This window comes from Actinophytocola sp. (genome assembly GCF_036555685.1).
Classification (GTDB): Bacteria; Actinomycetota; Actinomycetes; order Mycobacteriales; family Pseudonocardiaceae; genus Actinophytocola.
The window spans coordinates 16,773-42,023 of sequence record NZ_DATBKY010000300.1; the positions used below are offsets into that span (position 1 = coordinate 16,773).

24 protein-coding genes are annotated in these 25,251 nt (G+C 70.4%); 19 read left to right on the top strand and 5 right to left on the bottom strand.

Annotated features, from left to right (window positions below; translation table 11 throughout):
• The first annotated feature begins 104 nt into the window (after positions 1–104).
• Genes VH969_RS31275 through VH969_RS31335 form a run of 13 tightly spaced genes read left to right on the top strand, consistent with a single transcriptional unit; the run spans position 105 to position 12,692 of the window.
• Positions 105–368, top strand: coding sequence for an acyl carrier protein (locus tag VH969_RS31275; protein WP_331980875.1), 264 nt, complete (start codon positions 105–107; stop codon positions 366–368).
• Positions 365–607, top strand: a complete 243-nt coding sequence (locus VH969_RS31280; protein WP_331980877.1) for a hypothetical protein — start codon at positions 365–367, stop codon at positions 605–607. Before VH969_RS31275 ends, VH969_RS31280 begins: the two co-directional genes overlap by 4 nt.
• Entirely contained in the window at positions 600–1,715 is a 1,116-nt protein-coding gene (locus VH969_RS31285; RefSeq protein WP_331980879.1) for a beta-ketoacyl synthase N-terminal-like domain-containing protein, read from the top strand. The genes VH969_RS31280 and VH969_RS31285 overlap by 8 nt, the downstream gene beginning before the upstream one ends.
• Complete coding sequence (locus tag VH969_RS31290; protein WP_331980881.1) at positions 1,712–2,233, top strand: beta-ketoacyl synthase chain length factor; 522 nt, start codon at positions 1,712–1,714, stop codon at positions 2,231–2,233. The genes VH969_RS31285 and VH969_RS31290 overlap by 4 nt, the downstream gene beginning before the upstream one ends.
• Positions 2,230–3,870 (top strand): class I adenylate-forming enzyme family protein, encoded by a 1,641-nt coding sequence (locus VH969_RS31295; RefSeq protein WP_331980883.1) that lies wholly within the window; start codon positions 2,230–2,232, stop codon positions 3,868–3,870. The genes VH969_RS31290 and VH969_RS31295 overlap by 4 nt, the downstream gene beginning before the upstream one ends.
• Positions 3,867–5,120 (top strand): beta-ketoacyl-[acyl-carrier-protein] synthase family protein, encoded by a 1,254-nt coding sequence (locus VH969_RS31300; RefSeq protein WP_331980885.1) that lies wholly within the window; start codon positions 3,867–3,869, stop codon positions 5,118–5,120. Before VH969_RS31295 ends, VH969_RS31300 begins: the two co-directional genes overlap by 4 nt.
• A gap of 5 nt (positions 5,121–5,125) precedes the next feature.
• Positions 5,126–6,196, top strand: coding sequence for a 4-hydroxyphenylpyruvate dioxygenase (gene hppD / locus VH969_RS31305; protein WP_331980887.1), 1,071 nt, complete (start codon positions 5,126–5,128; stop codon positions 6,194–6,196).
• A complete protein-coding gene (locus VH969_RS31310) occupies positions 6,193–7,110 on the top strand; it encodes a phytanoyl-CoA dioxygenase family protein (protein WP_331980889.1) in 918 nt (305 codons plus the stop codon). The genes hppD and VH969_RS31310 overlap by 4 nt, the downstream gene beginning before the upstream one ends.
• A 15-nt stretch (positions 7,111–7,125) precedes the next feature.
• The gene (locus tag VH969_RS31315) at positions 7,126–8,136 is read left to right on the top strand and encodes a methyltransferase (RefSeq protein ID WP_331980891.1); all 1,011 of its coding nucleotides are present in this window, start codon (positions 7,126–7,128) and stop codon (positions 8,134–8,136) included.
• Positions 8,133–9,380, top strand: a complete 1,248-nt coding sequence (locus VH969_RS31320) for a cytochrome P450 (RefSeq protein ID WP_331980893.1) — start codon at positions 8,133–8,135, stop codon at positions 9,378–9,380. Before VH969_RS31315 ends, VH969_RS31320 begins: the two co-directional genes overlap by 4 nt.
• On the top strand, positions 9,377–10,384 hold the full coding sequence (locus VH969_RS31325) for a thiamine pyrophosphate-dependent dehydrogenase E1 component subunit alpha (RefSeq protein ID WP_331980895.1): 1,008 nt from the start codon (positions 9,377–9,379) through the stop codon (positions 10,382–10,384). Before VH969_RS31320 ends, VH969_RS31325 begins: the two co-directional genes overlap by 4 nt.
• Positions 10,384–11,355: an alpha-ketoacid dehydrogenase subunit beta gene (locus tag VH969_RS31330; RefSeq protein ID WP_331980897.1), complete on the top strand. Its 972-nt coding sequence runs from the start codon at positions 10,384–10,386 to the stop codon at positions 11,353–11,355. Before VH969_RS31325 ends, VH969_RS31330 begins: the two co-directional genes overlap by 1 nt.
• A gap of 5 nt (positions 11,356–11,360) precedes the next feature.
• The gene (locus VH969_RS31335; protein ID WP_331980899.1) at positions 11,361–12,692 is read left to right on the top strand and encodes an MFS transporter; all 1,332 of its coding nucleotides are present in this window, start codon (positions 11,361–11,363) and stop codon (positions 12,690–12,692) included.
• 337 nt (positions 12,693–13,029) lie between these two features.
• Here VH969_RS31335 and VH969_RS31340 read toward each other — a convergent pair whose 3' ends face one another.
• The gene (locus VH969_RS31340; RefSeq protein ID WP_331980901.1) at positions 13,030–13,965 is read right to left on the bottom strand and encodes a 3-oxoacyl-[acyl-carrier-protein] synthase III C-terminal domain-containing protein; all 936 of its coding nucleotides are present in this window, start codon (positions 13,963–13,965) and stop codon (positions 13,030–13,032) included.
• Positions 13,966–14,015: 50 nt separating this feature from the next.
• Between VH969_RS31340 and VH969_RS31345 the strand changes: the two genes are divergently transcribed.
• Complete coding sequence (locus VH969_RS31345; RefSeq protein WP_331980903.1) at positions 14,016–14,447, top strand: PaaI family thioesterase; 432 nt, start codon at positions 14,016–14,018, stop codon at positions 14,445–14,447.
• Between the two features lie 9 nt (positions 14,448–14,456).
• Here VH969_RS31345 and VH969_RS31350 read toward each other — a convergent pair whose 3' ends face one another.
• From VH969_RS31350 to VH969_RS31360, 3 genes are all read right to left on the bottom strand, one after another.
• Positions 14,457–15,734 (bottom strand): MFS transporter, encoded by a 1,278-nt coding sequence (locus tag VH969_RS31350; RefSeq protein WP_331980905.1) that lies wholly within the window; start codon positions 15,732–15,734, stop codon positions 14,457–14,459.
• A gap of 32 nt (positions 15,735–15,766) precedes the next feature.
• Positions 15,767–17,341, bottom strand: a complete 1,575-nt coding sequence (locus VH969_RS31355) for a class I adenylate-forming enzyme family protein (protein ID WP_331980907.1) — start codon at positions 17,339–17,341, stop codon at positions 15,767–15,769.
• A gap of 188 nt (positions 17,342–17,529) precedes the next feature.
• Positions 17,530–19,125, bottom strand: a complete 1,596-nt coding sequence (locus VH969_RS31360) for a class I adenylate-forming enzyme family protein (protein ID WP_331980909.1) — start codon at positions 19,123–19,125, stop codon at positions 17,530–17,532.
• Positions 19,126–19,306: 181 nt separating this feature from the next.
• On the opposite strand from VH969_RS31360, the gene VH969_RS31365 reads away from it, so the two are divergent.
• Genes VH969_RS31365 through VH969_RS31375 form a run of 3 tightly spaced genes read left to right on the top strand, consistent with a single transcriptional unit; the run spans position 19,307 to position 21,544 of the window.
• Positions 19,307–19,900 (top strand): TIGR03086 family metal-binding protein, encoded by a 594-nt coding sequence (locus VH969_RS31365; RefSeq protein WP_331980911.1) that lies wholly within the window; start codon positions 19,307–19,309, stop codon positions 19,898–19,900.
• A gap of 9 nt (positions 19,901–19,909) precedes the next feature.
• Complete coding sequence (locus tag VH969_RS31370) at positions 19,910–20,653, top strand: sulfotransferase domain-containing protein (RefSeq protein ID WP_331980913.1); 744 nt, start codon at positions 19,910–19,912, stop codon at positions 20,651–20,653.
• A 6-nt stretch (positions 20,654–20,659) separates the two neighbouring features.
• The gene (locus tag VH969_RS31375; RefSeq protein WP_331980915.1) at positions 20,660–21,544 is read left to right on the top strand and encodes a hypothetical protein; all 885 of its coding nucleotides are present in this window, start codon (positions 20,660–20,662) and stop codon (positions 21,542–21,544) included.
• Here the strand turns inward: VH969_RS31375 and VH969_RS31380 are convergent, their stop codons facing one another.
• Positions 21,545–21,817 carry a phosphopantetheine-binding protein gene (locus VH969_RS31380; protein WP_331980917.1) on the bottom strand — a complete coding sequence of 91 codons (273 nt, stop codon included), beginning with the start codon at positions 21,815–21,817 and terminating at the stop codon, positions 21,545–21,547.
• 391 nt (positions 21,818–22,208) lie between these two features.
• Between VH969_RS31380 and VH969_RS31385 the strand changes: the two genes are divergently transcribed.
• Together VH969_RS31385 and VH969_RS31390 are read left to right on the top strand one after the other, a co-directional pair.
• Positions 22,209–23,408: a condensation domain-containing protein gene (locus tag VH969_RS31385; RefSeq protein WP_331980919.1), complete on the top strand. Its 1,200-nt coding sequence runs from the start codon at positions 22,209–22,211 to the stop codon at positions 23,406–23,408.
• Positions 23,409–23,907: 499 nt separating this feature from the next.
• The gene (locus tag VH969_RS31390) at positions 23,908–25,224 is read left to right on the top strand and encodes an SGNH/GDSL hydrolase family protein (RefSeq protein WP_331980921.1); all 1,317 of its coding nucleotides are present in this window, start codon (positions 23,908–23,910) and stop codon (positions 25,222–25,224) included.
• Positions 25,225–25,251: the final 27 nt, after the last annotated feature.

A 25,251-nucleotide genomic window follows, 5' to 3' on the forward strand; every position in this document is an offset into this window, starting at 1 on the left:
TTTCGTTGCCCGCAAAGGAAGTCAGCTTCGCCCGTCACGATCTTCCGTGCCAGGCCGAAGAAACCCGAGCGTGCGTGAGTCGCACACAGAGAGAAGGTAGGCAAATGCAGGCTGCGGAGATCCGGGCGTTCGTCGTCGAGACCTTGGCGGAGATGAACTACGACACCCAGGGCATCGACGACGACACGACGCTCGGCCCGGCTGGCGTGGACCTGGAGTCCTTGGCGCTCGCCGAGCTCGCGGTCCGCGTCGAGGACAAGTTCGGCGTGCGGTTCGCGGAGGAGGAGTCCGAGGAGCTCGCGTTGATGACCGTCGGCGAGTTCACGAAGACGGTCGCCGAGCGCGTCGGCAGCGTGGCGCAGGCGTGACCGGGCTCCCTCTGGAACGCAAGGACGTCGTGGCGATGGTCGCCAGCTTCGGCGACCGGCCGGTGTCCGAGGTCGGCGAGCGGATCGACTCGATCCAGCTCGCCTGGCTCGTGCACCAGGTCGAGCAGCGCTACGGCGTGCAGATAGAGCTCGACGACGCCCAGTTCGGCCGGATGAGCACGATCACGGGTGCTGTCGAGGTGTTACGCGAGAAGGTCATGGTGGTCGAGGATGCGTGACCCTGCCGAAAGAGCGGGGATCACCGGGATGGCCGCGATCAGCGTGCTCGGCAGGGGAGCGCACGCGCAGCTGGCCGGTGGTCTCGCCGGCGCCACCGCGTTCACGCCGGTCCGGCGGTTCGACGTGGACCGTCGCCGGGTGACGGTCGCGGCGACCCTGCCCGACACGGGCTCGCTCGGCGACGAGCTGGCCGGGGTGGTGCGCGAGGCGTGCGAGCAGGCCGGGCTGAGTCCGGCGCAGCGGGCGGCCACACCGCTGTTCCTCGCGGTCCACGGCCACCCGCACGCCGGCCGGGAGTCCGAAGTAGACGGACGGCCGCGCTCAGCGGCGGCATTCGCCGCGGAGCTGGCGGAGCGCACCGGGCTGCGGGCGGCGACCCGGGTCTACACGTGCGCGTGCGTGTCGGCGAGCACCGCGGTCGCCGACGCGGCGGCGCTGATGCGGCTGGGGCGGGCGGACCGGGTGGTCGTCGCCGCCGGGTACCTCGTGGAGCCCGACCAGTTCGCGTTGTTCGACGCCGGCCGCGCGCTGGCCGCGGATGGCGTTGCCCGGCCGTTCAGCGCCGGGCGCGGCGGCCTGCTACTGGGCGACGCCGTCTCCGCCGTGGTGCTGGAGGCAGGCGCCGCCGACCCGCTCGCCGAGGTCATCGGCTGGGGTCGCGCGGGCGACGCCTTCCACACGGTGCGGCCCGACCCCGAGGGCGGCGGCCTGGCGAGGGCGATCGGTGCAGCTCTGGGCCGGGCCGGCATCGCGCCGGACGAGGTCGGCTACGTCAACGCCAACGCGAGCGGCGCGGAGGGCGACGCGGCGGAGGCGGCCGCGCTGCACCGCGCGCTCGGCCCGGCCGCGGCGCGCGTTCCGGTCAGCTCCACCAAGTCCGTGCACGGACACGGCCTCGAAGGATCCGGCCTGCTCGAGCTGATCGTCACCGCGCAGGCCGCGCACGCCGGCAAGCTCCCCGTCAACGCGGGCTACCTCGAGCCCGACCCGGCGTGCGAGCTGGACCTGATCACCGGCGCGCCGCGCGAGGCGACGAGCCCCTACGCGCTGAGCTTGAATGCCGCCTTCGGCGGCGCCAACACGGCGTTGCTGGTGCGGGCGTCATGACCGAGATCGCCGAGTTACCCGTGCTCGCCGGGGTGGAGTGGCCCCGGGACGAGGAACCGCCCGCGGTTCCCGGGTTCGTCGTGTCCGACTTCAGCCCGCTGGTGAGCGAGCTCGCGGACCGCTGCCTCACCGAGCGCCACGGCACCGCCCCCGCACCGGCCGAGATCGGCGGGCGCACCGCGGTCGTCCTGGTGACCGCCAGCGGTGACGCGCAGAGCGCCGCGCACGTCGCGGAGGCGGTCGACACCGGCGCGCGGGTCGGTCCGCTGCTGTTCTTCCAGTCCGTGCCCAACAGCATCGCCGGGCACGTGGCCACCCGGTGGGGGCTTCGTGGCCCGGTGCTGTGCATCAGCCCCACGGGACAGCCGCGGGCCGATGGCATGGCGCAGGCGCGGCTGCTGATCGAGGACGGGGACGCCGACGAGGTGCTGGTGGTCTGCGTCGAGCAAGCGGTCGAACAAGCCGGGAACGCCGCGCAGGGATCGGCGTTCCTGGCGAGCAAAGGAGACTCACGATGAAGGCACACGGCCTACGGGCGGTGCTCGCCGCGGACCCGGACATCGGCGCCGGCAACGTGCTGAGCACCGTGCTCGCCCACGGGGCCGATCCGGCCGGGCCCGGGCTGACGTTCGACACGCCGGTCGACGGCCGGCCCGCGGCCCATCCGATCACGCTGGGCGAGCTGGACACGATGGTCGACGCGCGGGCCGCCTGGCTGCACGCGCGCGGCATCCGGCGGCGCGACCCCGTGGCGGTGTGGGCGACCGCGGCCGCCGACATCGTCCTCACCTACCTCGCGCTGACCCGGATCGGCGCGATCCCCGCGCTGATGAACGGGCGGATGGCGCCGGAGATCGCCGCCGAGTACATCCGCCGGCTGCGGCCGCGGGGCGTGCTCGCCGACAAGGCGCACGCCGAGCTGCTCACCGGCCACGACCTCGACCCGCCCGGGTTCGGCATGCGGACCGAGCTGCTGGGCGAGCCCGCGGAGCTGGGCACCGGAGACCCGGCGGCCGCGCCCCCGCGCTACCGCCACCACCAGGACGACCCCGTCTCGATCACCCACACGTCCGGCACCACCGGCGTGCCGAAGGCCGTGCTGCACAGCCACCGCACACTGTTCGCCGCCACCCGGCACCTGCTGACGATGCCCCAGGCGCAGGGCACCGGCCGCATCCTCAACGCCCTGCCCATCCCGCACACCGCGACGATCCTGATGGTCAACCAGGTGCTCGGAAACCGCGCGGAGATGCTGTGTCTGTCCCAGCAGGACGGTGACACGGTGCTCGCCGCGATCGAGCAGTGGCGGCCCGAGGCTGTGTACGGCTTCGCGGTCACCTGGGCGGGACTCGCCCGCTTCGACCTCGCCGAGCGGCAGCTGGATTCGGTCCGGTTGTGGTTCAACACCGGCGACTGCGCGCACGAGGCACACATCCGCCGGCTGGTCGCGGTCGGCTCCCGCGAGGTCGTCACCCGCGAGGGCCGCAAGCGGGTGCCCGGCTCGCACTTCCTCGACGGGCTCGGCTCGTCGGAGATGGGGCACAACGGCTTCCACGTCACCCACACCGTCGACTCGGACCACTACGGCAGGCGAATCGGGCGGCCGTACAGCTTCACCGAGGCGGCCGTGCTCGACGAGGACGGGGTGGAGGTCCCGATCGGGCAGGTCGGCCGGCTCGGCTTCCGCTCGCCGTCGCTCTCGCCCGGGTACTGGAACGACTCGGTGACGACCAACCGCGCGCGGGTCAACGGCTGGTTCCTCACCGGCGACCTCGTCCACCGGGACGAGGAGGGCAACTACTACCACGTCGACCGCAGCCCCGACGCGGTCGCCAAGGGCGGTTTCTACACGGCACTGTCCGAGGAACGGATCCTCACCGCCATGCCGGACGTCGTCGACTGCACCGTCGTCATCACCGGTGACGACAGGACCGAGGACGGCGGCGTGTACACCGAGGTCCTGCTCGAGCTCGACCCCGGGGCGGACACGGACGCCGACCGCACCGAGGCCGTCCGCGCGGCACTCGGCGAGCCGGTCGGCGCCACGCTCGCCAAGGTCACCGTGATCGGCAAGGACGAGCTCCCGGTGACCGTCACCGGCAAGGTGCGCAAGTTCCTGCTGCGCCACGAGGCGGCCGAGCAGGTGCGGATATGAGTACCAGGGCGGCCATCACGGGGATGGGCATGCTGACGCCGGTCGGCCGCGGCGCCGAGGAGGTCTTCCACGCGCTGTGCGTCGGCAAGTCCGGCCTGTCCGTCCCCGCGGCCGACCACCCGGCCGCCGACTCGGTCGACGTGGGCGGCTTCGTGCCGGACATCGACCCGAGGACCGTCGTGTCCGGTCCCGCCGCGTCCGTCGTGGACAAGACCGTGGTGCTGGCCCTGGTCACCGCAGCCGAGGCGCTCGCCGACGCGGGCATCGAGGTCGGCCGCGACGTCGACCCGCACCGGATCGGCGTGATCGTCGGCGGGGTCGGCGGCATGGCCATGCTGGAGAAGCAGGTCCTGGCCCGCGGCGACCGCGGCCGCGCGGCGGTCAGCCCGTACCTGCTGACCGGCATCCTGCCGAACATGCCCGCCGCGCGGATCGCGATCACGCACGGGATCCGGGGCTACAGCGCGAGCATCGGCACCGCCTGCGCGTCCGGTGCGCAGGCGATCGCCGACGCGCTGCGGCTCATCCGGGCCGGCGACGCGGACGTGGTCGTGTGCGGCGCGAGCGAGGCGCCGCTGTTCCCGACGTTCGCCGACACGTTCGGCAATGCCCGCGCACTCGCCCGCCGGTGGCCCGACCCGACCGCGGCGAGCCGGCCGTTCGACAAGCGCCGCAACGGTTTCGTACTCGCCGAGGGCGCCGCGATGATGGTGCTCGAACGGGTCGAGCACGCCGAGGGCCGGGGCGCCGCGGCATACGCGGACGTCGCCGGCTGGGGCGCCACCACCGACGCCCATCACCCGACCACCCCGCGCCCGGACGGCTCGGGGGCCGCGGAATGCATGCGCCGGGCACTGGCGAGTGCCGGCGTCGAGCCGTCCGCGGTCGGCTACGTCAACGCACACGGCACGTCCACGAAGCTGGGTGACATCGCCGAGACCGCGGCGCTCGCCACGGTCTTCGGCGCGGACGGGCCGCCGGTCAGCTCCACCAAGGCGCTGACCGGGCACATGCTCGGCACGTCCGGAGTGGTCGAGGCGGCCGCGAGCGCGCTCGCGGCCGCCCGTGGCGTGCTGCCCCCGACCTACAACCTCGACGACGTCGACCCGGACTGCCCGGCCAACCACATCCGGACCACCCCCCGCACCGAGAAGCCCGGGTTCGCGCTCTCCAACTCATTCGGCTTCGGCGGCCAGAACGTCAGCCTGGTGCTCGGCGACGCGAGCACCGCGAACAAGCGAAACGGTTAGGACTGATGAACTTACAAGGGATCGATCACATCGAGTTGTACGTAGGCGACGCGCGACAGGCGGCGTTCTACTACTGCACTGCCTTCGGCTTCCAGGTCCACGCACAAGGTGGCCCGGAGACCGGACTCAAGGGACAGCGGTCGCTGCTCGTCGGCCAGGGCGACATCCGCATGGTGCTGACCTCCGCGCTCGGGCCCGACCATCCGGCCGCCGAGTTCGTCAGCAAGCACGGCGACGGCGTCGCGGTGATCGCGATCGAGGTCGACGACGCCACGAGCGCGTACGAGCGGTTCGTGGAGCGCGGCGCCACCCCGGTGTCCTCGCCCGCGCGGTACGCGCTCGGCGACGCGTCCGTGACCACCGCGGAGGTCGGCGGCTTCGGCGACGTCGTGCACCGCCTGGTCCAGCGCGACGGGCCGCGAGCGGAGTTCCTCCCAGGCGTGTTCACGATGTCCGAAGTGGACCCGGCAGTCGAGGGGCGGCTGCTGGGCACCATCGACCACTTCGCGGTGTGCGTGCCGAGCAACACCCTCGAGGCGACCGTGAAGTACTACCACGACGTCTTCGGCTTCGAGGAGATCTTCGAGGAGTACATCCAGGTCGGCGAGCAGGCCATGTTCTCCAAGGTCGTGCAGAGCACCTCGAAGCTCGTCACGCTCACCATGCTCGAGCCGGACCCGACGCGGCAGGCCGGGCAGATCGACGACTTCCTGCGCTGGCACGGCGGCGCGGGCGTGCAGCACGTCGCGTTCACCGCCGACGACATCGTCGGCACCGTGCGCGCGCTCGGCGAGCGGGGCGTGCACTTCGCGAAGACGCCCGCGACCTACTACGCGGCGCTGCACCAGCGGATGAGCGACCTCGTGGTGCCCGTGTCCGACCTGCAGGACGTGGGCGTGCTCGTGGACCGCGACCACTGGGGACACCTGCTGCAGATCTTCACCGAGTCCATGCACGTGCGCCGCACGCTGTTCCTGGAGGTCATCGAGCGACGGGGCGCGCTCACCTTCGGCAGCGGCAACATCAAGGCGCTGTACGAGGCCAAGAACCGTGAGCTGACGGGGGTCGCCCGATGACCGTACAGACCGACTCGACGGAGCGGTTCGCGCTGTCCGAACAGGAGATGGCGCTGCTGCCGTCGGACGAGGACGTGGCGTTCTACGCCGAGCACGGCTGGTACCTGACGAAGAAGCTGTTCGCCGACGACGAGGTCGACGAGCTCGTCGCGGCGAGCGAGCGGTACTACGCCGGGGAGCGGTCACGCCGGCTGCCGGCCCATCCGCCGCGGCTCGCGTACTGGGAGCCGGGCAAGGGCAACGTCCAGCGGCACAACGACTACGTCCACTACGAGAGCGACGCGCTCGCGAAGCTGCTGTGCAAGCCGATCATCGGCGCGGTCGCCGCCCGGCTCGCGCAGGCCGACGAGATCCGGGTGTTCCAGTCGACGCTCATCTACAAGCCACCGGTGGCGGGGGAGCCGTCGAACATCGTGCCCTGGCACTTCGACAAGCACTACTGGTCGTCGTCCTCTTCGGACCGGATGCTGACCGCGTTCATCCCCTTCCACGACTGTGACGAGGAGATGGGCACGATCACGATGGTCGACGGCAGCCACCGGTGGGAGGAGATCGGCGCCGAGGACAGCCAGACGCGCCACTTCGCCGAGCGGGACCGGGGCGAGCTCGAGCAGATGCTCGCGGAGAACGCGGCACACAATGGCGTCGAGGTCGACAAGATCCCGATGATCATCCCCAAGGGCCACATGAGCTTCCACCACTGCCGGACCTACCACGGCAGCGGTCCGAACCGCAGCGACCGCCCGCGGCGTGCGGTGTCGCTGCACCTGCAGGACGGTGCCAACGCCTACCGGGAGTTCCCCCTCTCGGACGGCACCTTCGCCTTCTACAACCACGACTCACTGGTGCGCCAGACCCCGGACGGGCGGCCGGACTACGCCGACCCGGACTACTGCCCGACCCTCTGGCGCTGAGCGGAGACCGCCTCGATGACCAGCACGTTCGCGCGGCGCAAGCTGCTCGGCATCCTGTCGGGCAGCTGGCTCGCGCAGGCCTGCTACGCCGTGGCCAAGCTCGGGCTGCCGGACGCCATGGCCGCGGGCCCGCGTCCGGTGGCCGAGCTGGCGCAGGTGTGCGGTGCCGACCCGAGGACGCTCGACCGGTTGCTGCGCGCGCTGGTCGCCGCCGGCCTGTTCCGCCAGACCGCGCCGCAGACCTACGCGCTGACTTCGGTGACCGAGCTCCTGCGTTCGGACGTGCCGGGGTCGTTGCGGCAGATGGCCGTGCTGGACGGTGAGGAGGTGTACCGGTCCTTCGCGGACATCGTGGACACGGTGCGGACCGGCACGCCGGCGTTCGAGTCGATCTACGGAGAGCCGTTCTACGCCCACCTCGCCGGCCGGCCGGAGCTCGCCGCCACGTTCGTGGAGGCGATGGGCGGGGCGCGGGTCTCGGCCGCGCTGGCGCTGTGCGACCTGACCGACACCGAGCTGCTGGTCGACGTCGGTGGCGGGCGCGGGGACCTGCTGGCCGCGGCCCTCGTTCAGTACCCGGCGCTGCGCGGGATGCTGCTCGAGCTGCCGGAGGCGGTCCGGCGGGCCAAGACCACGGTCACCGAGGCGGGCGTGGAGGACCGGGCGGAGCTCGTCGAAGGCGACTTCTTCGCGGCGGTCCCGGCGGGCGGGGACGCCTACGTGCTCGCCCGCGTGCTGCACAACTGGACCGACGAGCGGGCCGAGCTGATCCTGCGCCGGGTACGCGAGGCGATGCGGCCGGACGGCCGGCTCATCGTGGTGGAGCAGCTGCTGGCGGACGCGGACACCGAGCCCGGGCCCGGCAAGGGAATGGTCGACCTGCTGATGCTCGTGCTCCTCGAGGGGCACGACCGGACGCGGGCCGACTACGTCCGGCTGCTGGAGCGGGCCGGGTTCGCGTTGCGGACCGTGCGGCACGGCACCGGCGCGGACGCCGACTCGATGCTGGAGGCGGTGCCGGCATGACGACCATCCACCCGGGACAGACGACGTCGCTGCGGGCGCTGCTGTCCAAGGAAGGCCGGCGGGACCCGAACCCGCACTACGCGCGGCTGCACCAGCTCGGCCCCGTCTGCCTGCTGCCCGACCCGGTGGACCGTTTCGACGTCGTGGTGCACGGGTACGACGCGGTGCAGCAGGCGCTGCGCGACCCGGCCCTGCACGTGATGACCGACGACTACCCCGACCGCCGCGGCACGCAGCGCTGGCGGGCGCACTCCGCGCTGCGCACGCTCGTCAAGTCGATCTTCTTCACCGACGGGCCGGACCACACCCGGGTGCGCCGGCTCTTCTCCCAGGCGTTCAGCGCGCGGCGGGTGGCCGCGCTCGAGCCCGCCATCGTGCGCATCATCGAACGCCGCCTCGACCGGCTCGCCGAGCTCGGCGCGGGCGGCACGCCGGTCGACCTGCTCGCCGAGTTCGCCCTGCCGGTACCGAGCGACGTGGTCGGCGAGCTGCTCGGTGTGGCGGAGGCCGACCGCGACTGGTTCCCGGAGCGGGTGCGCGCGTTCGGCGCGATCCTCGACCTCGGCGTGGGAGTGTGGCGCTACCAGCAGGCCGCGGACACCGCCGCGGAGGAGCTGACCGCGTACTTCGCCGACCTGGTCGCGAAGCGCCGGGCCGAGCCGCGGGACGACCTCGTCAGCGCGATCGTGCACGGCGGTGCCGCCAACACCGGCGAGCTGTCCGACGACGAGCTCCTCGCGAACCTGCTGACCATGTACAACGGCGGCTTCGTGACCACGACGCACCTGATCGGCAACTCGGTCGTGCTGCTGCTCGAGCGTCCGGACGACCTCGCGCGGGTGCTGGCCGACACCGCCCGCGCGGGGAGCTTCGTCCAGGAGGTGCTGCGGTACGAGCCGCCGACGCACTTCAGCATCCGGTGGGCGGCCGCCGACACCGAGGTCGCCGGCGTGCGGGTGCCGCGCGACAGCCGGGTGCTGGTGCTGCTCGGCGCGGCGAACCGCGACCCGCACCAGTTCCCCGACCCGGACGTGTTCGACCCGACGCGCGACCAGGGGCAGCCGATGTCGTTCGGGCTCGGCGTGCACTACTGCCTCGGCGCGATGCTGTCCAAGATGGAGGGCCAGCTCGCGTTGCCGATGCTGTTCCGCCGGTTCCCGAAGCTGGCGCTGGCCGCCGAGCCCGGCGAGCGGCGCACGCTGATGCTGCGCGGCTACGAGACCCTCCCGGTGGTGCTGTCATGACCGTATCGACGCGAGGCGAGCAGACGTATGAATCTCGGGGAGGCGGGCTGGCGCTCTACCGGACGGTGCGGCTGATCCGGCGGTTCGAGGAGCGGGCCGTCGAGCTGGTGCGCTCCGGCGACATCGTCGGCGGCATCCACCCCTACCTCGGGCAGGAAGGCGTGGCCGCCGGCGTGTGCGCCAACCTGGGCCCGGACGACATCGTCACCGGCACGCATCGTGGGCACGGGCACGTGCTGGCGAAGGGCGCGGACCCGGCGCGGATGATGGCCGAGCTGTGCGGGCGCGCGACCGGGCTGAACCGCGGGCGCGGTGGCTCGATGCACGCGGCGGACTTCGGAGTGGGCGTGTTCGGCGCGAACGCGATCGTCGGCGCGGCCGGCTCGATCGCGACCGGCGCGGCGTGGGCCCGGCGGCGGCTGGGCGTCGACACGGTCGCCGTGAACTTCTTCGGCGACGGCGCGGTCAACGAGGGCATGCTGCTGGAGGCGTTCAACCTGGCCGCGCTGTGGCGCGTCCCGGTGGTGTTCGTGTGCGAGAACAACGGCTGGGCCACCACGATGCGGGTCAGCGACGCGGTGGCGGGCAGCATCACCGCGCGGGCCGAGGCGTTCGGCATTCCTTCGGCCACTGTGGACGGCCAGGACCCGGAGGCGGTGCGCGCCGCCGCGCGCGTCGCGGTCGACCGCGCCCGGGCCGGCGACGGGCCGAGCTTCCTCGAATGCCACACCGAGCGCTTCGACGCCCACCACACGTTCGAGCACCGGGCGCGGCTGGGCTACCGCTCGGCCGAGGAGCTCGAGCGGGCCCGCAGCCGCGACCCGGTCGACATCCAGGGCGCGCGGCTCGCCCGGCTCGACCGCGAGCGCATCGAGCACGAGGTCGAGACGCTGCTCGCGGACGCGGTCGCGTTCGCGCTCGAGAGCCCCTACCCCGACCCCGTGGGCGCGCTCGACGACCTCTACGCGAGCGGGTTGCGCCCGCGGCAGGGGAGTGGTGTCTGATGCCGAGGCTGTCCTACCTCAAGGCGCTCAACCGCGCGCTCGCCGACGAGCTGGCCGCGGACGAGCGGGTGTTCGTGCTCGGCGAGGACGTCCGGGTCGCCGCGTCGAACCTCACCGCCGGCCTGGTGCGGCGGTTCGGGCCGGACCGGGTCATCGACACCCCCCTGTCCGAGCAGGGGTTCACCGGGTTCGCCACCGGCGCAGCGCTCGCCGGCATGCGGCCGGTGCTCGAGTTCCAGATTCCCGCGCTGCTGTTCCTGTCCTTCGAGCAGATCGTCAACCACGCGCACAAGTTCTCGCTCATGACCGGCGGGCAGTGCAGGGTGCCGGTGACCTACGTGCTCACCGGTGCCGGGTCGCGGACCGGCTGGGCGGGCCAGCATTCCGACAACCCGTACAGCCTCGTCGCCCATGTAGGGATCAAGACGGCCGTGCCGGCCACCCCGGCCGACGCCTACGGGCTGCTGGTCTCCGCTATCCGCGACGACGACCCGGTCGTGGTGTTCGCCCCGGCCGGCGCGCTCGGCGTCCGCGAGGACGTGGACTTCGCCACGCTCGCCCCGATCCCGCTCGGCTCCGGTCGCGTGCACCGGGCGGGCACCGACATCACGGTCGTCGCGATAGGACACCTCGTGCACGACGCGCTCGCGGTCGCCGACGAGCTGGCCGACGAGGCATCGGTCGAGGTGTTCGACCCGCGGACGGTGTACCCGTTCGACTGGGACGGCCTGACCGCGTCGGTGCGCAAGACCGGTCGGCTGGTCGTGGTCGACGACTCGAACCGGTTCGCCGGGCTCGGCGCGGAGATCGTGGCGACCGTCGCCGAGCAGGTCCCGCTCGCCGCGCCGCCCGCGCGGGTCAGCAGGCCGGATGGGGCGGTGCTGCCGTTCTCCCTCGAGCTCGATCGCGCGGTGCAGCCCACCCGCGAGCAGCTCGCCGCAGCGATCAACCAAACGCTGAAGAAGGACTGATTCCGGTGACCGAGGTCCGCGAGCCCACGAGTCCCACCGCGCGGCGGCAGCCGGGTGGCCGAGCCGGGCTCGCCTTCCTGCTGGCCGCCTACGCCTTGTTCGCCTTGGGCTCGATGGTGACGATCGTCGCGGTTCCGTGGCTGGTGCTCACCACGACCGGCAGCGCGACCAAGATGGGCGTGGTCGCCGCGGCGACGACGGTGCCGTTCCTGTTCACCAGCGTGTTCGCCACCCCGGCCGCCGACCGGCTCGGCACGCAGCCCACGGTGATCCTCACCAGCTTCGGCGGCGCGCTGTCCATGGCGGTGGTCGCCATAGTGCCGGACATCAACTTCGGCCTGCTGCTCGTCATGGTCGCGGTGAGCGGCGGGTTGAACGGCGTCGGCGGCCGGGCGCAACACGTGCTGCTGCGCCCGATGGGTGAAGCGGCCGGCATGCCGATGATCCGGGTGACCGCCATCTACGACGGGCTCAACAACATCGCCATGCTGACCGGCGCCCCGCTGGGCGGCCTGCTCATCTACTGGTTCGGGGCGCAAGGCGCGATCTGGGCGGACGCGGTGGCGATGGCCGCGTGCGGGCTGATCGTGGCCGCACTGATCCGGCCGCCGAAGGGCTCCCTTCCGGACAGTGGGGCCGCCGCGAACGCGCGATACGGGGCCGCGTTGCTCGAGGGCTTCCGCCATCTGTGGGCCGACCAGCTGCTGTTCGGAATGCTGCTACTGGTCACGTTGGCCAACCTGTTCAGCGTCGCGAACTCCGCGGTGTTCGTTCCGTTGTGGGTGTCCGACGTTTACGGCGCGGCACCCGCCATCGGCATCATTCTCGGCGCGTATTCGGTGGGCGTCGTACTCGGCAACGTCATCTTCACCGCGGTGGCGACCAAGGTGCCGCAGTACCTGACCTTCCTTCTGAGTATCGTGCTGTGCACCGCTCCCCGGCAGCTCATTCTCGGGTTTACCGACGAACTGGTGTACGTCATTGTCATTACGTTCGTCTCCGGTATGACGGCCGCAGCCATCCGCCCGATTCTCGGCGCGATGCTCTACGCACGAGTTCCGGTCGACCTGCAGAACCGGGTATTCGGATTGGTGGCCGCCGTGTGCCGGGCGGGACTCGCGGTCGGCGGGATTCTGGCCGGCTGGCTCGTCGCCGGGCTCGGCCTGCGCGAGGCGATACTCATCTCCGGCACCGTGTGCCTGGTGGTGACTCTCGTACCACTGCTGCGCTACCGGCACGGCGTGCACGGCCGGTTGCTCGAGAACGACACCGACCCCGAACCCGCGAAGGAGGGTGAGCAGTCCGGCAGCGACGAGCCCGCCGCCGAGGCGCACTGACCGTAAACCGGAAAAGCCGCCGAAAACAATCAACAAGCCCGTGCCGCATTTCTGCGGCACGGGCCTACTGGCTTGTTTTGATCAGCGTGCGACTTCGGCGCCACCGAAAGACACGACGGCCTCGGCCCCACCGAAAGAAACGACTGCCTCGGCGCCACCGAAAGCGGCGACCTCAGCTCCACCAAAGCTCACCATGTTGAACCTCCATGGTCGGGGAACAATAACAACTGAAGTATCTAGAGTTGCGTTCTCCGCCGCAAGCTGCATTCGCTCAAACTGATTGCGCCAAATGGCGTGCAAGGATTGATCGGCAGCCCGTTGTGACCGAACCGGAAACTTAGTGCTCGAGAACCATCGCCGAGAAGATCGAGCCGTATCCGGCCGAGACGATGAGGTAGCGGTCGCCTGCGGACAGCAGCCCGCCGTCCACTGCGGCGCGGTAGTTCAGGAACGAGTCGGCGGCGAACGTGTGGCCGAGCCGGGCGACGTTGTCCAGCAACACGACCGAGGTCGGCAGGCCGATCCGCTGGCACACCTTCCGCCAGGAGCGCACGTTTATGTTGTGCGGCAGGATCAGCGCGAGCTCGTCGACGCGCAGCCCGGCCCGCGCCGCGGCGGTGCCGATCACCTCACCCACCAGCGTCGCGTACTCCTTGCCGAAGCGTTCCGCGTAGTCGAGGTTGTCGGGATCCCAGTGATCGAGGTCGCCGCGCTGCAGCGTGGCGTAGCTCAGCACCCGGTCGCGCGCGCCGTCCCCGGAGACCAGGCAGGCCGCCGACGCCTCGCCGAAGATCTGGGCCTCGGGCCGCAGCATCTTGTCGAGCGTGAATACCTGCTCGCCGGCGACGATCAGCGCGAGCGCGTCCGGGTCACCGTCCATTGCCAACAGCCGCCCGGCGATGTCCACCGCGAGCAGGCCGGAGGCGCAACCGTGGTGGCTGACCGCGAACGCGGTCGCTGCCTGGAGATTGAGCAGCTCGCACAGTTCCGGTAACGGGTTGTGCGGATAGGGCAGCGACACCGGCACGGTGCGCGCGTACAGCACGTAGCGGATCCGGCTTTCGTTGACCGGCAACGTCGACAGCCCGCGGGCGGCATTCGCGAGGAGGTCGAGCAGCGTCTCGCCCGGCTTCTGGCGGCGGACCTCCGAGTAGCCGTAGGACCGTCGGAGAGTCTCGACCGTGGAGGCCGGCAACTGCCAGTCGCCGAGGAGTTCCTCGAGCGGTACTCGGCGTTCCGGAAGGTACCCCGCGACCTCTCGTAGGGCGGTCATGACGCGAGAATACGCGATCGGCGGCGTCCTCGGTGGACTACTGTCGGCTCATGACGGGTGAACGTACGGGCGCCTTCTGGGATGCCGTGGAAGGCCGGGCACCGATGCCGACGGCGGCGAAAACCCTGGGCTGGTCGCTGATCCAGGCGAACCCGGAACGTGGGGAGATCGAGGTTTCCTTCGAGGCGACCGAGGATTTCCTCAACCCCGCGGGGACGGTGCAGGGTGGCTTCCTCACGGCCATGCTCGACGACACCATGGGGCCCGCGCTGGCGGCGACGCTCGACGCCGGCTTGTACGGGGCGACACTCGAGCTCAAGGTGAGCTTCCTGCGGCCGGCCAGGCCGGGACGGCTGGTGGGTCACGGCCGGGTCGTGCACAGCGGCACCACCATTGCCTTTCTCGCCGGCGAGCTGCGGGACGAGTCCGGGCGCGTCGTGGCCGTGGGCTCGGCGACCGCGCGGATCCTGCGGAGTGGCTGAGCCGCCGGTCTATGCGTGTTGCTCGCTCTCGGCGGGTTCGGTGGTCCGCTGCTCGTGCACGCCGGGCCGGTAACGCACCAACGGAACCAGGGTTATCAGCAGGCACAGGGAGCCGGAGACGAGGATCGCGGGGTGCAGCCCGATGCCCGCGACCGCGAGCCCGGCGAGCGTGCCGCCGAAGGCGAGGCTGCTGCCGGTGACCGCGTTCACCATGCCGAACACACGGTTCTGCAGCTCGACCGGAACCCGGGCGTAGAGCATCGCGCCGAGGATCGGGCGGATCGCCGCCTGGGTGATACCACACAGGACGGACACGACGAGCACCACGACCAGGCTGCCGGTCAGCCCGAGCGCGAGCTGGCGGGGCGCGACGCACAACACCAGGCTGATACAGAAGGTCAGGTACTGCGGCAGCTTCGGGCCGAAGATGGTGAAGGCGATGTTGCCGACGATCGCACCGCAGGCGAACGCGCTGAGGATGAGGCCGACCGCGGGTGCGGCGCCGAACTGCTCGTCCACCCACAGCGGCACGAACACCGCGTAGTTGGCGACGGTGAACAGGTTGATCACCGAGGTCATCACGAGCATCCCGATCAGCACCCGGTCCTGCCACAGGTGGCTCGCGCCGCGCCGCAGTGCGGTGAGGTACGACTCGTTCGCCGCCGCCTCCCGGTCCGGCATGGTCCCGGCCGGCGGGTGCACGAGCAGTGCCACGAGTAGCGCGGACAACCCGAAGCTCGCCGCGTCGAACCAGATCGCGCCCTGCGGGCCGAGCAGGAAGATCAGCAGACCACCCAGCGGCGCACCGGTCACCATGGCCAGGTTGCCGGCCCCGTCGTAGATGGCGGTGGTCCGGATGATCTGCATGCCGGCGGCGTCGCTGACCGGGCGGAGCAGGACGTGCTGGGCACGGCCGCCCACCCCGGTGAGCGCGCCCTTGATCGCCACCAGCGCCGCCAGCGGGAGGAACCCGATGTGCGGCGTGGCCGCGACGGCGACCATGGCCAGCGCCGCGGCGCCCTCGGCGAGGATCATGGTGCGCCGGATGCCGATCCGGTCCGCCAGCGGGGTGCCGAAGACCCCCGCCAGCAGCGACGGAAACACGGTGGCCGCCGAGATCAGCCCCATCTTCGCCGCGCTGCCGGTGCTGATCAGCACCAGCCACGGCACGGCGACGGTCGTCACGACGGTGCCGAGCATGGACACGATGTGTGCCGACAGCAGCGCGGCGAGCCCGATCCGGTTCGCGGTGCCGCTCGCGCCAGTTGTCTCGCTGAGCGTGCTCAAGCCACTTCTCGATCCACTTCTCGATCCACCGCTCAATCCACTGTGGTTTCGACCAGGACGTGGTCGGCCGCGTACTTCTCGCGCAGCTGCCGGGTGTTCGTCTTGCCGCTGCCGGTCCTCGGCAGGTCGTCGACGAAGTCGAACGACCGCGGTGCCCACACCAGGGTGAGCTTCTCGCTGACCAGGTCGACGAGGTCCTGCTCGGCGACCGTGGCGCCGTCGGCGAGCACCACGTAGGCGTGGGCGGCCTCCCCGAGCACCGGGTGCGGCACGCCTATCACCGCGGCCGCGCGGACTTGCGGGTGAGTGGTCAGCACGTCCTCGATCGCCCGCGGGAAGATGTGATAGCTGCCGTAGGTCGTGATGATGACGTCGCTCGCCCGGCCGGTGAGGTAGATGTAGCCCTCGTCGTCGACGTAGCCGAGGTCGCCGGTGCGCACCCAGCCGTCGACGAGCGTCTCGGCGGTCTGCTCCGGCCGGCCGACATAGCCGGCGAAGTTGAGCTTGCTCGCCACCCACAGCTCGCCGGTCCTGCCTGCCGGCAGCACCGAGCCGTCCTCCCCGCGGATCTGCAGCTGCACGTCGCCGTACGCCGGCCCGCAGGAGCTGATCCGGTCCCGCCGGTCTGCGTCGTCGCCGACGCCGGGAAACGCGGAGATGAACGGAGATTCCGACAGGCCGTAGGTGATTCGCACGACCGGGCCGAATCGGTCGACCGCCTGGCGCAGCCGCACCGGGTTGGTGGCGGCGGTGCCCACGCTCAGCGTTGTCATCGCCGAAAGGTCGTGCTTGTCGATATCGGGGTGATCGAGCAGCTCGTAGAGCAGAAGCGGGGTGATGAACGTGGAGTTGACTTCCTCCCGTTCCAGCAGCTCGAGAAATTCCTTGGCGTCGAAGAATCGCATGACGAGCAGCGTGCTGCCGGCGAACAGGTAGATGAACGCCGATGTCTGCCCGGCGACGAACCACATCGGCGTCAGGCTGAGGTGGCGGTAGCGGGGTTCGCCGTTCGCGACGATCTGCTCGGCGAGGGCGAGCGTCTGCTCGTACAGATTCGCCGTGTGGAGCAACGGCTTCGGTATTCCGGTTGTGCCGCTGGTCTGGAACACCGACTCCGGCGTGCCGGTCGCGGTGTCCGGATCGAACGGTGCGGAGCCGGCCGGCCGCGGCGCGACGATGTCCGGGCCGGCGCCGTCCGGACCGACGCAGAACACCGGGATCCCGAGCCGGTCGGCGATGTCGCGGGCGCGCTTCTCGTGCACGGCCACCTCGTAGAGCAAGGCCTCGGGCCGGACCTGGTCGAGGTAGGCACCGAGCTCCATCGTGGAGCTGGCGTTGGAAACCCACGCCGTGCGGCAGCCGAGCAGGTGCAGTGCGAGCTGGATCATCGGTGCCTGCGGCGGATAACCGAGCATGACCGCCACCGTGGCGCCGCGCCGCAGCCCCGCGTCGGCCAGGTTCGCGGCGATGTCGAGGACCGCGGCACGCAGTTCGGTAAAGGTGAACCGGGTCTCGCCGACCACCAGCGCTTCCCGATCGCCGTACTCCGCGAAAAGTGCCAATGCCCGTAACACGTAGTCCGGTCTGGTCGCCGGCAGGGAATTCATCACACGCTCCAGGTATTCTTCGGTCGCGAGCGTTGCATGTCAACGCGTGCGAGCGGGAGAACCTTACCCGGGAAAACGCCGCAGGACGACGGTTGATGTGAATTCCACTCACCGCATGTGTGGTGTTCGGCTGAACGGGTCAGCAATGCTGGTCCGTCTGGAGAAAATTGCAGGATGGGATTAGGGCGTCAGGTCCGCACGGTGGGCCGCTCATCCGCTTCGAGTGAATCGTCCGCGTGGTCGGTCGCGTACCTGACCCGCAACTCCTTGAGGTTCGTCTTGCCGCTGCCGGTGCGCGGCAACGCGTCGATGAACTCGAACGTGCGGGGCATCCAGGTCCGGCTGAGCCTGCCGGCGACCAGGTCGCCGAGCTCCTTCTCGGTGACCGTCGCGCCTTCGGCGAGCACGACGTAGGCGTGCGCGGCCTCGCCGCGGTCGGAGTCCGGCACGCCGATCACGGCCGCCTCCCGCACGCCGGGGTGCGTCGCCAGGACGTCCTCGATCGGCCGCGGGAAGATGTGGATGCTGCCGGAGCCGGTGATGATCATGTCGCTGGCCCGGCCGGTGAGGTAGATGTAGCCGTCCTCGTCGACGTGGCCGACGTCGCGGGTGCGCAGCCAGCCGTCCACGAGGGTCTCCGCGGTCAGCTCCGGCATCCCCACGTAGCCGGCGAAGTTGAGCTTGGTGGACACCCACAGCTCGCCGTCCTGGCCGGGTGGCAGCACCGTGCCGTCCTCGCCGCGGATCTCCAGCCGCACGTCACCGTACGTGGTGCCGCACGACCGCAGCCGGCCTGGCCGCGCGGGATCGTCGTGGATGTTGGGGAACGCCGAGATGAACGGGGACTCCGACAGCCCGTAGGTGATGCGGATGACCGGCCCGAAGCGCTCGATGCCCTGCCGCAGCCGGGCGGGGGTGATCGCCGCGCTGCCGACGCTGAGCGTGTGCAGGCTCGAGCAGTCGTACTTCCGCGAGTCCGGATGGTCGAGCAGGTCGGAGAACATCAACGGCGAGACGTACGCGGAGTTGATCCGTTCCCGCTCGATGATGCCGAGGAACTCCCGCGCGCCCAGGAAGCGCAGGATGACGAGGGTGGACCCGGTGAACAGGTACAGGAAGGCCGCGGTCTGCCCGGAGACGATCCACAGGGGAGTGACGGTGAGGTGGCGGTAGCGGGGTTCGTCGTTCGCGACGATCTGCTCGGCGAGGGTGAGGGCCTGCTCGTAGAGGTTTGCCGTATGGAGTAACGGCTTCGGCAGTCCGGTCGTACCGCTGGTCTGGAACACCGACTCCGGGGTGCCGGCCGCGGTGTCCGGGTCGAACGGTGCGGAGCCGGCGGGCCGGACGGCGAGCACGTCCGGCCCGGCGCCGTTCGGCCCGAGGCAGAACGCCGGTACGCCAAGGCTTTCGGTGTGCTTGCGGCCGCGCTGGCCGTGGGTCCGCGCGTCGTAGACGAAGGCCTCGGGCCGCACCTTGGCGAGGTAGGCCTCCTGCTCGACCGGCGTGCCGCTGTTGGAGACCCACGCCGTCCGGCAACCGAGCAGGTGTAACGCCAGCTGCAGCATCGGCGCCTCGATCGGATGGCCGACGAGCACCGCGACCGTGGCCCCGGGTCTCAGCCCGTGCTCGGCGAAGCTGGCAGCCATGTCCAATACGCCGGCGCGCAGTTCGGCGAAGGTGAGCCGGCGGTCTCCGGCGACGATTGCCACTCGTTCGGCGTAACCGGCGAACAGTTCCAGCGCCTTGCGCACATAGTTCGGCCGCACGTTCGGCTCGGCTGCCATCTCGTTCTCCACACAGGTCGCTACCACGAGTTACCAGGAATCGCCGAAATCGTTGCGGCGTCGGTGGACTTTACCTTTTCCGTCCCATTAGTGGTGGGTTTCGCGAACAACCAAGGGACCAAATTCGTATACGCCGAACGGAGTACTTTCGCGAGGATGCCGCCCGGGTACTGTCTGCCGCATGGATCTGCGCGGGCTCGACACGCGGGCGTCGGAGGCGACCTGCCGCATCGTGGCCAGCGTGACGGACGACCAGTTGCGGCGGCCGACACCGTGCGCGGAATGGGACCTCGCCGCGTTGCTGCGGCACATGACCGCGAACAACCACGGCTTCGCCGACGCCGCCGAAGGGAAGCCGGGGGATCCACGGGTGTGGGCCGGACCGCCGCTCGGCGCGGACTGGCAGGCCGCGTACCAGGAATCGGCGCGACGGGTGGCGAAGGCGTTCGCCGACGACGCGGTGCTCGACCGGTCCGTCGAGGTGCCCGGCTACGGGACGATGCCGGGATCCCGGGCCATCGGCATGCACTTCATCGACTACCTGGTGCACGGCTGGGATGTCGCGCGGGCGATCGGCCAGGAGCCGGCACTGGACGAACAGTCCTGCCGTACCGTGTTGACGATGGGGCAGAGGTGGCCGGACATCCCGCGGATCTGGGGCGGTCCCGGCGCGCCGTGGGGGAACCGGGTGCCGGTCGCCGACGACGCGCCGGTGGCGGACCGGATGCTGGGCTTTCTCGGTCGGTCGCCGAACTGGCCCGGCCGGAACCTGTAGGAGGGGCACGTGCTGCGTGCGTTTTACGCAAGGCATCGAGCGGCGTCGATGTGGTCCAAGGCGATCGCGCAGGACGTCGCGGCGACGCTCGGCATGCGGTTCCAGATCTACTTCGTCCATGACCAGTGGGCGCAGCACGGCTCGCTCGGGGGAGCGGTCGAAGCGCTGCGGCCGGACTTCCTGATGCTGACCAACGCGCGGCAGCCGGACGTCGACACGTTGCCGGAGTCGCGTGGCGTGCACCTGTTCCGGGATCCGCGGGACATGGTGGTCTCCGCCTACTTCAGCCATCGCAACTCCCATCCGATCGATGTGGACGGAGTGCGGTGGACGGAGCTGATCCGCCATCGCATCAACCTGCGCAAGCTCGACAAGGACGCCGGGATGATGGCCGAGGTCGAGTTCAGCGGCTATTTCCTCGACCACATGCTGTCCTGGGACCTGGACGCGCCGAACGTCCTGCCCGTCCGGATGGAGGACCTGGTCACCGACTCGGCCACCCAGTGGCGGCGCATGCTCGCGCACTGGGACGTGCTCGACCAGCTGCCCGAGGGCTTCCTCGAGAAGGTGCTGGACAAGCACAGCTTCGGCCAGATGACCGGTGGGGCACGGAAGGTCGGCGAGGAGGACGAGAAGAGCCACTACCGCAAGGGAGTGGCCGGCGACTGGCGCAACCACCTCACCGAGGACCATCTCGAGCTCTTCCGCAAGCGCTACGGCGATCTCGTGGAACGCCTGGGATACGAGTGGTAGCAGCGGATGCGTGGGATGTTCGCCACCGGACCGCTGACGGTCGGTGACCCGGCCGGCGACGGCGGCCGCCTGCGAGTGCGCGATGTGGCGGGCCGCACCTTCGACGAGCGGACCGGCCAGCCGTTGAACCCGTCGCTGCGCGGTTACGTCGCCGACATGGCGGCGCCGTACGGGATCGCGGTGCGCGAGGAGCTCATCGAGCAGGGCGCCGGGCGCTCCTACGGGGAGATGTGCGTGCCGCTGCTCGCCGAGCTCGTGTCCGAGGACCGGCCGGCCGACCTGCTGGTGCTCGCCACCGCGATCCCCGACGTGCACCTCGGCCGGGCCACCGCGACGTATCTGAGCTGGCAGTGCGCCGGTGCGCCGCTGGCGTTCGCGGTCTGTGACCAGGGGTTGCTGGCCGCGTTCACCGCGCTGCACCTGATCGAGGCGTACGCGCGCACCGGTGAGTGCCGGCGCGCGGTGCTGCTCGTCGCCGAACAACCGACCTTGTTCCACGAACTTCCCGCGCCCGCACCGGTTCCGGACCGCGCCGCCGCGGTCGGCGTGGTGCTGGACACGGCGGGCTCACGGGGTGCGTTGTCGGTCCGCCGGCACACGAGGGTCGCGGAGCGCGACGTGGCCGGCGTGCTGGCCGCCGAGGTTGCCGGGCTCGCCGGTGACGGGCCGGAACCGGCCGTGCTTCTCGGTGCCCGTCTGGCCGGAATGGTCACGGTCCGCAGCGGTGGCGACGTGCGGGTGTGCCCCCCGAACCAGCCGTTCACCGGTGCGTGGCTCGAGCTTTCGCGCGGATTTTCCGGCTGGCACGAAAGCGGCGCGCGAGTGTTACTCGCCGAGTACGAACCGGGGCTCGGGCACCTGTTTTCCGCCGCTATTCGGTGCGGCGGATAGTCACCCGGACTGCGGCAGCTCCTGCCGCTGGTTGCGCAGTTCCTGGACGGCTCGCCAAACCGCACCGGCGGTGGCGAAAGTGTCGCTGGAGAAATACTCGTCGGAGAACGTCACGCCGTATTCCGTCTCCAGTGCCATGATCAGGCTGATCAGCTGGACCGAGTCGAGCCCGGCCGCGGCGAGATCGGTATCCGCTTCGAGGGTCGCCTCTTCGGGGAACTCTGGCAGGTTCTCGCGCAGCAGGGCGGCATACCGGTCGTCCCAGTCACTCATCGTGCAAGCTTCTCCATATTCTGCATGCTGTCGCGCGCTGAAAAATTGCACGACAAGTAATCGCGCGTCGCGAAGAGCAAACGAGACAATAAGGATCGGCGGTGGTGGCCGTCAACGACTATTGCGGCAACACCGGCACAGTGTGACGTGGATCACATTCGAGCAAACCGAGCGGTTCTCGTGACGAATGCGTACCGCACGTGATCGATTGCTCCGCGTCATATTCGTGGAGTCGTGATCGCGGGCGGGCGAAAAGGTCGGAACCCGATCGCGCTGCTGCTACGGTGAGCCGGCTGGTGAGGGAGGCCCCATGACTTTGATCGACAGATCCAGGCTGACCTTTGGTCAGCTTTCCCTGTGGCGCTCGATTGAACATTTCTCGACGGAGCAAATGAGTGGGGTCAACCTGCGCCAGGTCTGGCCGCTGCCGGACGGGGTCTCGGTCGCCGACGTGCGGGGCGCGCTCGAGGCGCTGGAGGAGCGGCACGAGTCGATGCGTACCCGCTACCGGCTCGACCTCGGCGACGACCTCGCACAGCTCGTCTGGGCGCCGGAGCCGGTCGCGCTCGACGTGCAGGAGGGTGGCCCGGACGCAACGGCGTTCGCCAGGCAGGCGAGCAACGAGCTCGGCGACGAGCTGTTCGACCTGGCCGTCGACAAGCCATGGCGGGCGAGGCTCATCACCTCCGCCGGCCGGCCGGCATGCCTTGTGGTGTCGGTACATCACATCACCGCTGACGGCTGGTCGATGCTGCAGCTGGGCACCGAGTTCGGTGACCTGCTCGCCGGGAAGGACCTCGGCAACCCGGCGCCGACGTGCCGGGAGCTCGCCGAGGAGCAGCACTCCGCCGCGTGGGCGGACCGCCGGCAGGCCGCCGTCGACTACTGGCGGCGGGTGGTGGCCGAGGCGCCGGAACCGCCGGACGAACTGGCCGCGGCCGCCCGGACGCGGTGGGCGACACTGCGTTCGGTGGGCTCGCTGCGCGACGCGTTGCGGCTCGCCGAGCAGGTCCGGGTGCCGTTGCCCAGCGTGGTGTTCGCGGCGTACGCGGCGGCGCTGTCCGAGCGGACCGGTCTCGACGCCCACCTCGTCGGCCTGTTCGCCGGAAACCGCCTTGAGTCCAAATGGCGCAGCCTGGTCACCTCTATGAACCAGCTGGCGCCGATGGTGGCCCGCCGTGTCGACGGCGAGGATCTGCTCGCCGCGGCCCGCCGGATGCATTGGGAGGGGCTGCGGTCGCTGCGCCACGGAATCTTCGACGTGGACGAGGTCGCGGCGGCCGTGCGCGAATACGGAAAGAACGGCGTCGGCGGCGGGTTCCGCTATTTCTACAATTTCCGGGACATGGCGCAGGCGGCCATTCCGGCGGTGACCGGCGGTGACTCCGCGGAAAGCGACTGGCGGGTCGAGACGTCGGTGTCGGAACGCAACAACCAGAGCCCGTTCTATTTGCGCGCGCATGCCGGCGAGGAGCTCATGCTGTCCCTGCAGGAGACGTCCTCGGTCGAGGACTACGAGCCGATGCGACGCTTCGTGACCGCCATGGCCGAGCAGCTGCGCGACGCCGCCCGGGTCGCGGAAGCAGGGTAACGGTCGGGTCGGCGCCCACGCGTACTCTCGCGCCCTCAGGCGGAATCGGCGTGCGCGGAGCGTGCGCGCCGGGCTCGATCGGTACGCGCGGTGACCGGCGCGACGGAGAGCGACGACCGTCCGGTGTGACGCCGAACGCCTGCCGGGTGGCGGCCGTTCGGAGTATTTGCTCCCATGGCCGGGCGCCCGTTCACTAAATCGCCCCCACTACTCCGCGCAACCATTCATCGGAAGCACATTTTCGTTACGTTCACCCGTAGCGGGGACCAACGCTCTTTGTGTTGCCGGACAGGAGATTCGTAGCACCGCGCGACCGCGGGAACGCGCTGCGTCGCCGTGTGGTACGGATGGCCATAAATGGTTGGGCTGGTCATACGAACAATGCCGGCGGGTTTGCTGGCACGATTGACCTGGAAACGGGGGCGTACTACGTTCCCGGCCACCAAACTTCGTGGCCGGGACCCGTCTGTTCCCGGTCGTTTTCTGGAGGTTCCACCGAATGACCATTCCCAGAGGGTGGCGGTCGCGCTCGCTGATCGCCACGGGACTGCTCGGCGCAGTCGTCTCCACCGTGCTGGTGGCCAGCTCGGGTGAAGCGGCCGAGCAAGGCGATAGGCCCAGGGCGCAAAGCTCCGCGGAGTGGACGGGTACCTGGGCCGCGGCCGTCACCCGGGGCAACGCCGCCGGTTTGAGCCTCACCGGCTTCAACAACCAGAGCCTGCGCATGCTCGTGCACACCTCCGTCGGTGGTGCCAAGATCCGGATCCGCCTGAGCAACATCGGCGGCGAGAAGGGGGTCGACGTCGGCCGCGCCACGGTCGCCAAGCCGAACACCGCCACGCCGCAACTGTCCGACGTGGAGGCGGGAAGCGTCCGTGAGCTGCGCTTCAACGGCTCACCGACCGCCACCATCCACCAGGGTGCGGAGCTGCTCAGCGACCCGATCGACATGCGCCTGCACGACGAGCAGGACATCGTGGTCAGCGTGTACTTCCCAAGCGCTACCGGCCTGACGACGTGGCACCAGACCGCGATGCAGAACAGCTTCCTCGGCGCCGGTGACGTGGCCGCCGCGGCCGGCAGCGAGGGCTACACCACCACGCTGAACAACAAGTTCTTCCTGTCCGGTGTGGACGTGCTGCGCGAGGACTCGGCCGGCACGGTCGGCGTGCTCGCCGACTCGCTCGCCGACGGCCACGGCACCACGTTCAACGCCAACCTGCGCTGGCCCGACCAGCTCGCCGACCGGCTGTCCAAGGTCAAGTACGGCGACGTCCCGGGCGTGCTGAACTTCGGCCTCGGCGGCTCGCGGCTGAACCACGAGGGCCCGGAACCGGGCGACGGTCAGTTCCCGGGCAACTTCGCGCTCGGCCCCAACGCGCTGGCCCGGATGAACGGGGACGTGTTCTCCGAAACCGGGCTGCGCACGGTCATCCTCGACCTCGGCATCAACGACATCTGGATGAACGGCGAGCCGGCCGACAAGATCATCGACTCGCTGCGCCAGATCAACCAGCAGGCCCGTGAGCGCGGCATCAAGGTGATCATCGCCACGCTCGGCCCGTTCAACGGCCTGACCGTCGTGGGCTCGGTGTGGTCGCCGGAGAAGGAGGCCACCCGCAACGCGGTCAACGCCTACATCCGTGGGCACAGTGGCGAGTTCGACGCCCTGCTCGACGTCGACAAGATCCTCCGGGACCCGGCGGATCCGTCGAAGGTCAGGGCGGAGTTCGACCCCGGTGACCACATCCACCCGAACGACGCCGGTTCCAAGGCGATCGCCGACGCGGTCCCGCTGAGCCTCCTCGTTCGCTGAGCTGTTCGGGTCCCGGCCGCCGCTTCC

Coding starts and splice junctions, on each gene's coding strand:
- VH969_RS31275 (WP_331980875.1), top strand. CDS start 105: ATGCAGGCTGCGGAGATCCGGGCGTTCGTCGTCGAGACCTTGGCGGAG.
- VH969_RS31285 (WP_331980879.1), top strand. CDS start 600: ATGCGTGACCCTGCCGAAAGAGCGGGGATCACCGGGATGGCCGCGATC.
- VH969_RS31290 (WP_331980881.1), top strand. CDS start 1,712: ATGACCGAGATCGCCGAGTTACCCGTGCTCGCCGGGGTGGAGTGGCCC.
- VH969_RS31295 (WP_331980883.1), top strand. CDS start 2,230: ATGAAGGCACACGGCCTACGGGCGGTGCTCGCCGCGGACCCGGACATC.
- VH969_RS31300 (WP_331980885.1), top strand. CDS start 3,867: ATGAGTACCAGGGCGGCCATCACGGGGATGGGCATGCTGACGCCGGTC.
- hppD (WP_331980887.1), top strand. CDS start 5,126: ATGAACTTACAAGGGATCGATCACATCGAGTTGTACGTAGGCGACGCG.
- VH969_RS31310 (WP_331980889.1), top strand. CDS start 6,193: ATGACCGTACAGACCGACTCGACGGAGCGGTTCGCGCTGTCCGAACAG.
- VH969_RS31315 (WP_331980891.1), top strand. CDS start 7,126: ATGACCAGCACGTTCGCGCGGCGCAAGCTGCTCGGCATCCTGTCGGGC.
- VH969_RS31320 (WP_331980893.1), top strand. CDS start 8,133: ATGACGACCATCCACCCGGGACAGACGACGTCGCTGCGGGCGCTGCTG.
- VH969_RS31325 (WP_331980895.1), top strand. CDS start 9,377: ATGACCGTATCGACGCGAGGCGAGCAGACGTATGAATCTCGGGGAGGC.
- VH969_RS31330 (WP_331980897.1), top strand. CDS start 10,384: ATGCCGAGGCTGTCCTACCTCAAGGCGCTCAACCGCGCGCTCGCCGAC.
- VH969_RS31340 (WP_331980901.1), bottom strand. CDS start 13,965: ATGACCGCCCTACGAGAGGTCGCGGGGTACCTTCCGGAACGCCGAGTA.
- VH969_RS31345 (WP_331980903.1), top strand. CDS start 14,016: ATGACGGGTGAACGTACGGGCGCCTTCTGGGATGCCGTGGAAGGCCGG.
- VH969_RS31355 (WP_331980907.1), bottom strand. CDS start 17,341: ATGAATTCCCTGCCGGCGACCAGACCGGACTACGTGTTACGGGCATTG.
- VH969_RS31360 (WP_331980909.1), bottom strand. CDS start 19,125: ATGGCAGCCGAGCCGAACGTGCGGCCGAACTATGTGCGCAAGGCGCTG.
- VH969_RS31365 (WP_331980911.1), top strand. CDS start 19,307: ATGGATCTGCGCGGGCTCGACACGCGGGCGTCGGAGGCGACCTGCCGC.
- VH969_RS31375 (WP_331980915.1), top strand. CDS start 20,660: ATGCGTGGGATGTTCGCCACCGGACCGCTGACGGTCGGTGACCCGGCC.
- VH969_RS31380 (WP_331980917.1), bottom strand. CDS start 21,817: ATGAGTGACTGGGACGACCGGTATGCCGCCCTGCTGCGCGAGAACCTG.
- VH969_RS31385 (WP_331980919.1), top strand. CDS start 22,209: ATGAGTGGGGTCAACCTGCGCCAGGTCTGGCCGCTGCCGGACGGGGTC.
- VH969_RS31390 (WP_331980921.1), top strand. CDS start 23,908: ATGACCATTCCCAGAGGGTGGCGGTCGCGCTCGCTGATCGCCACGGGA.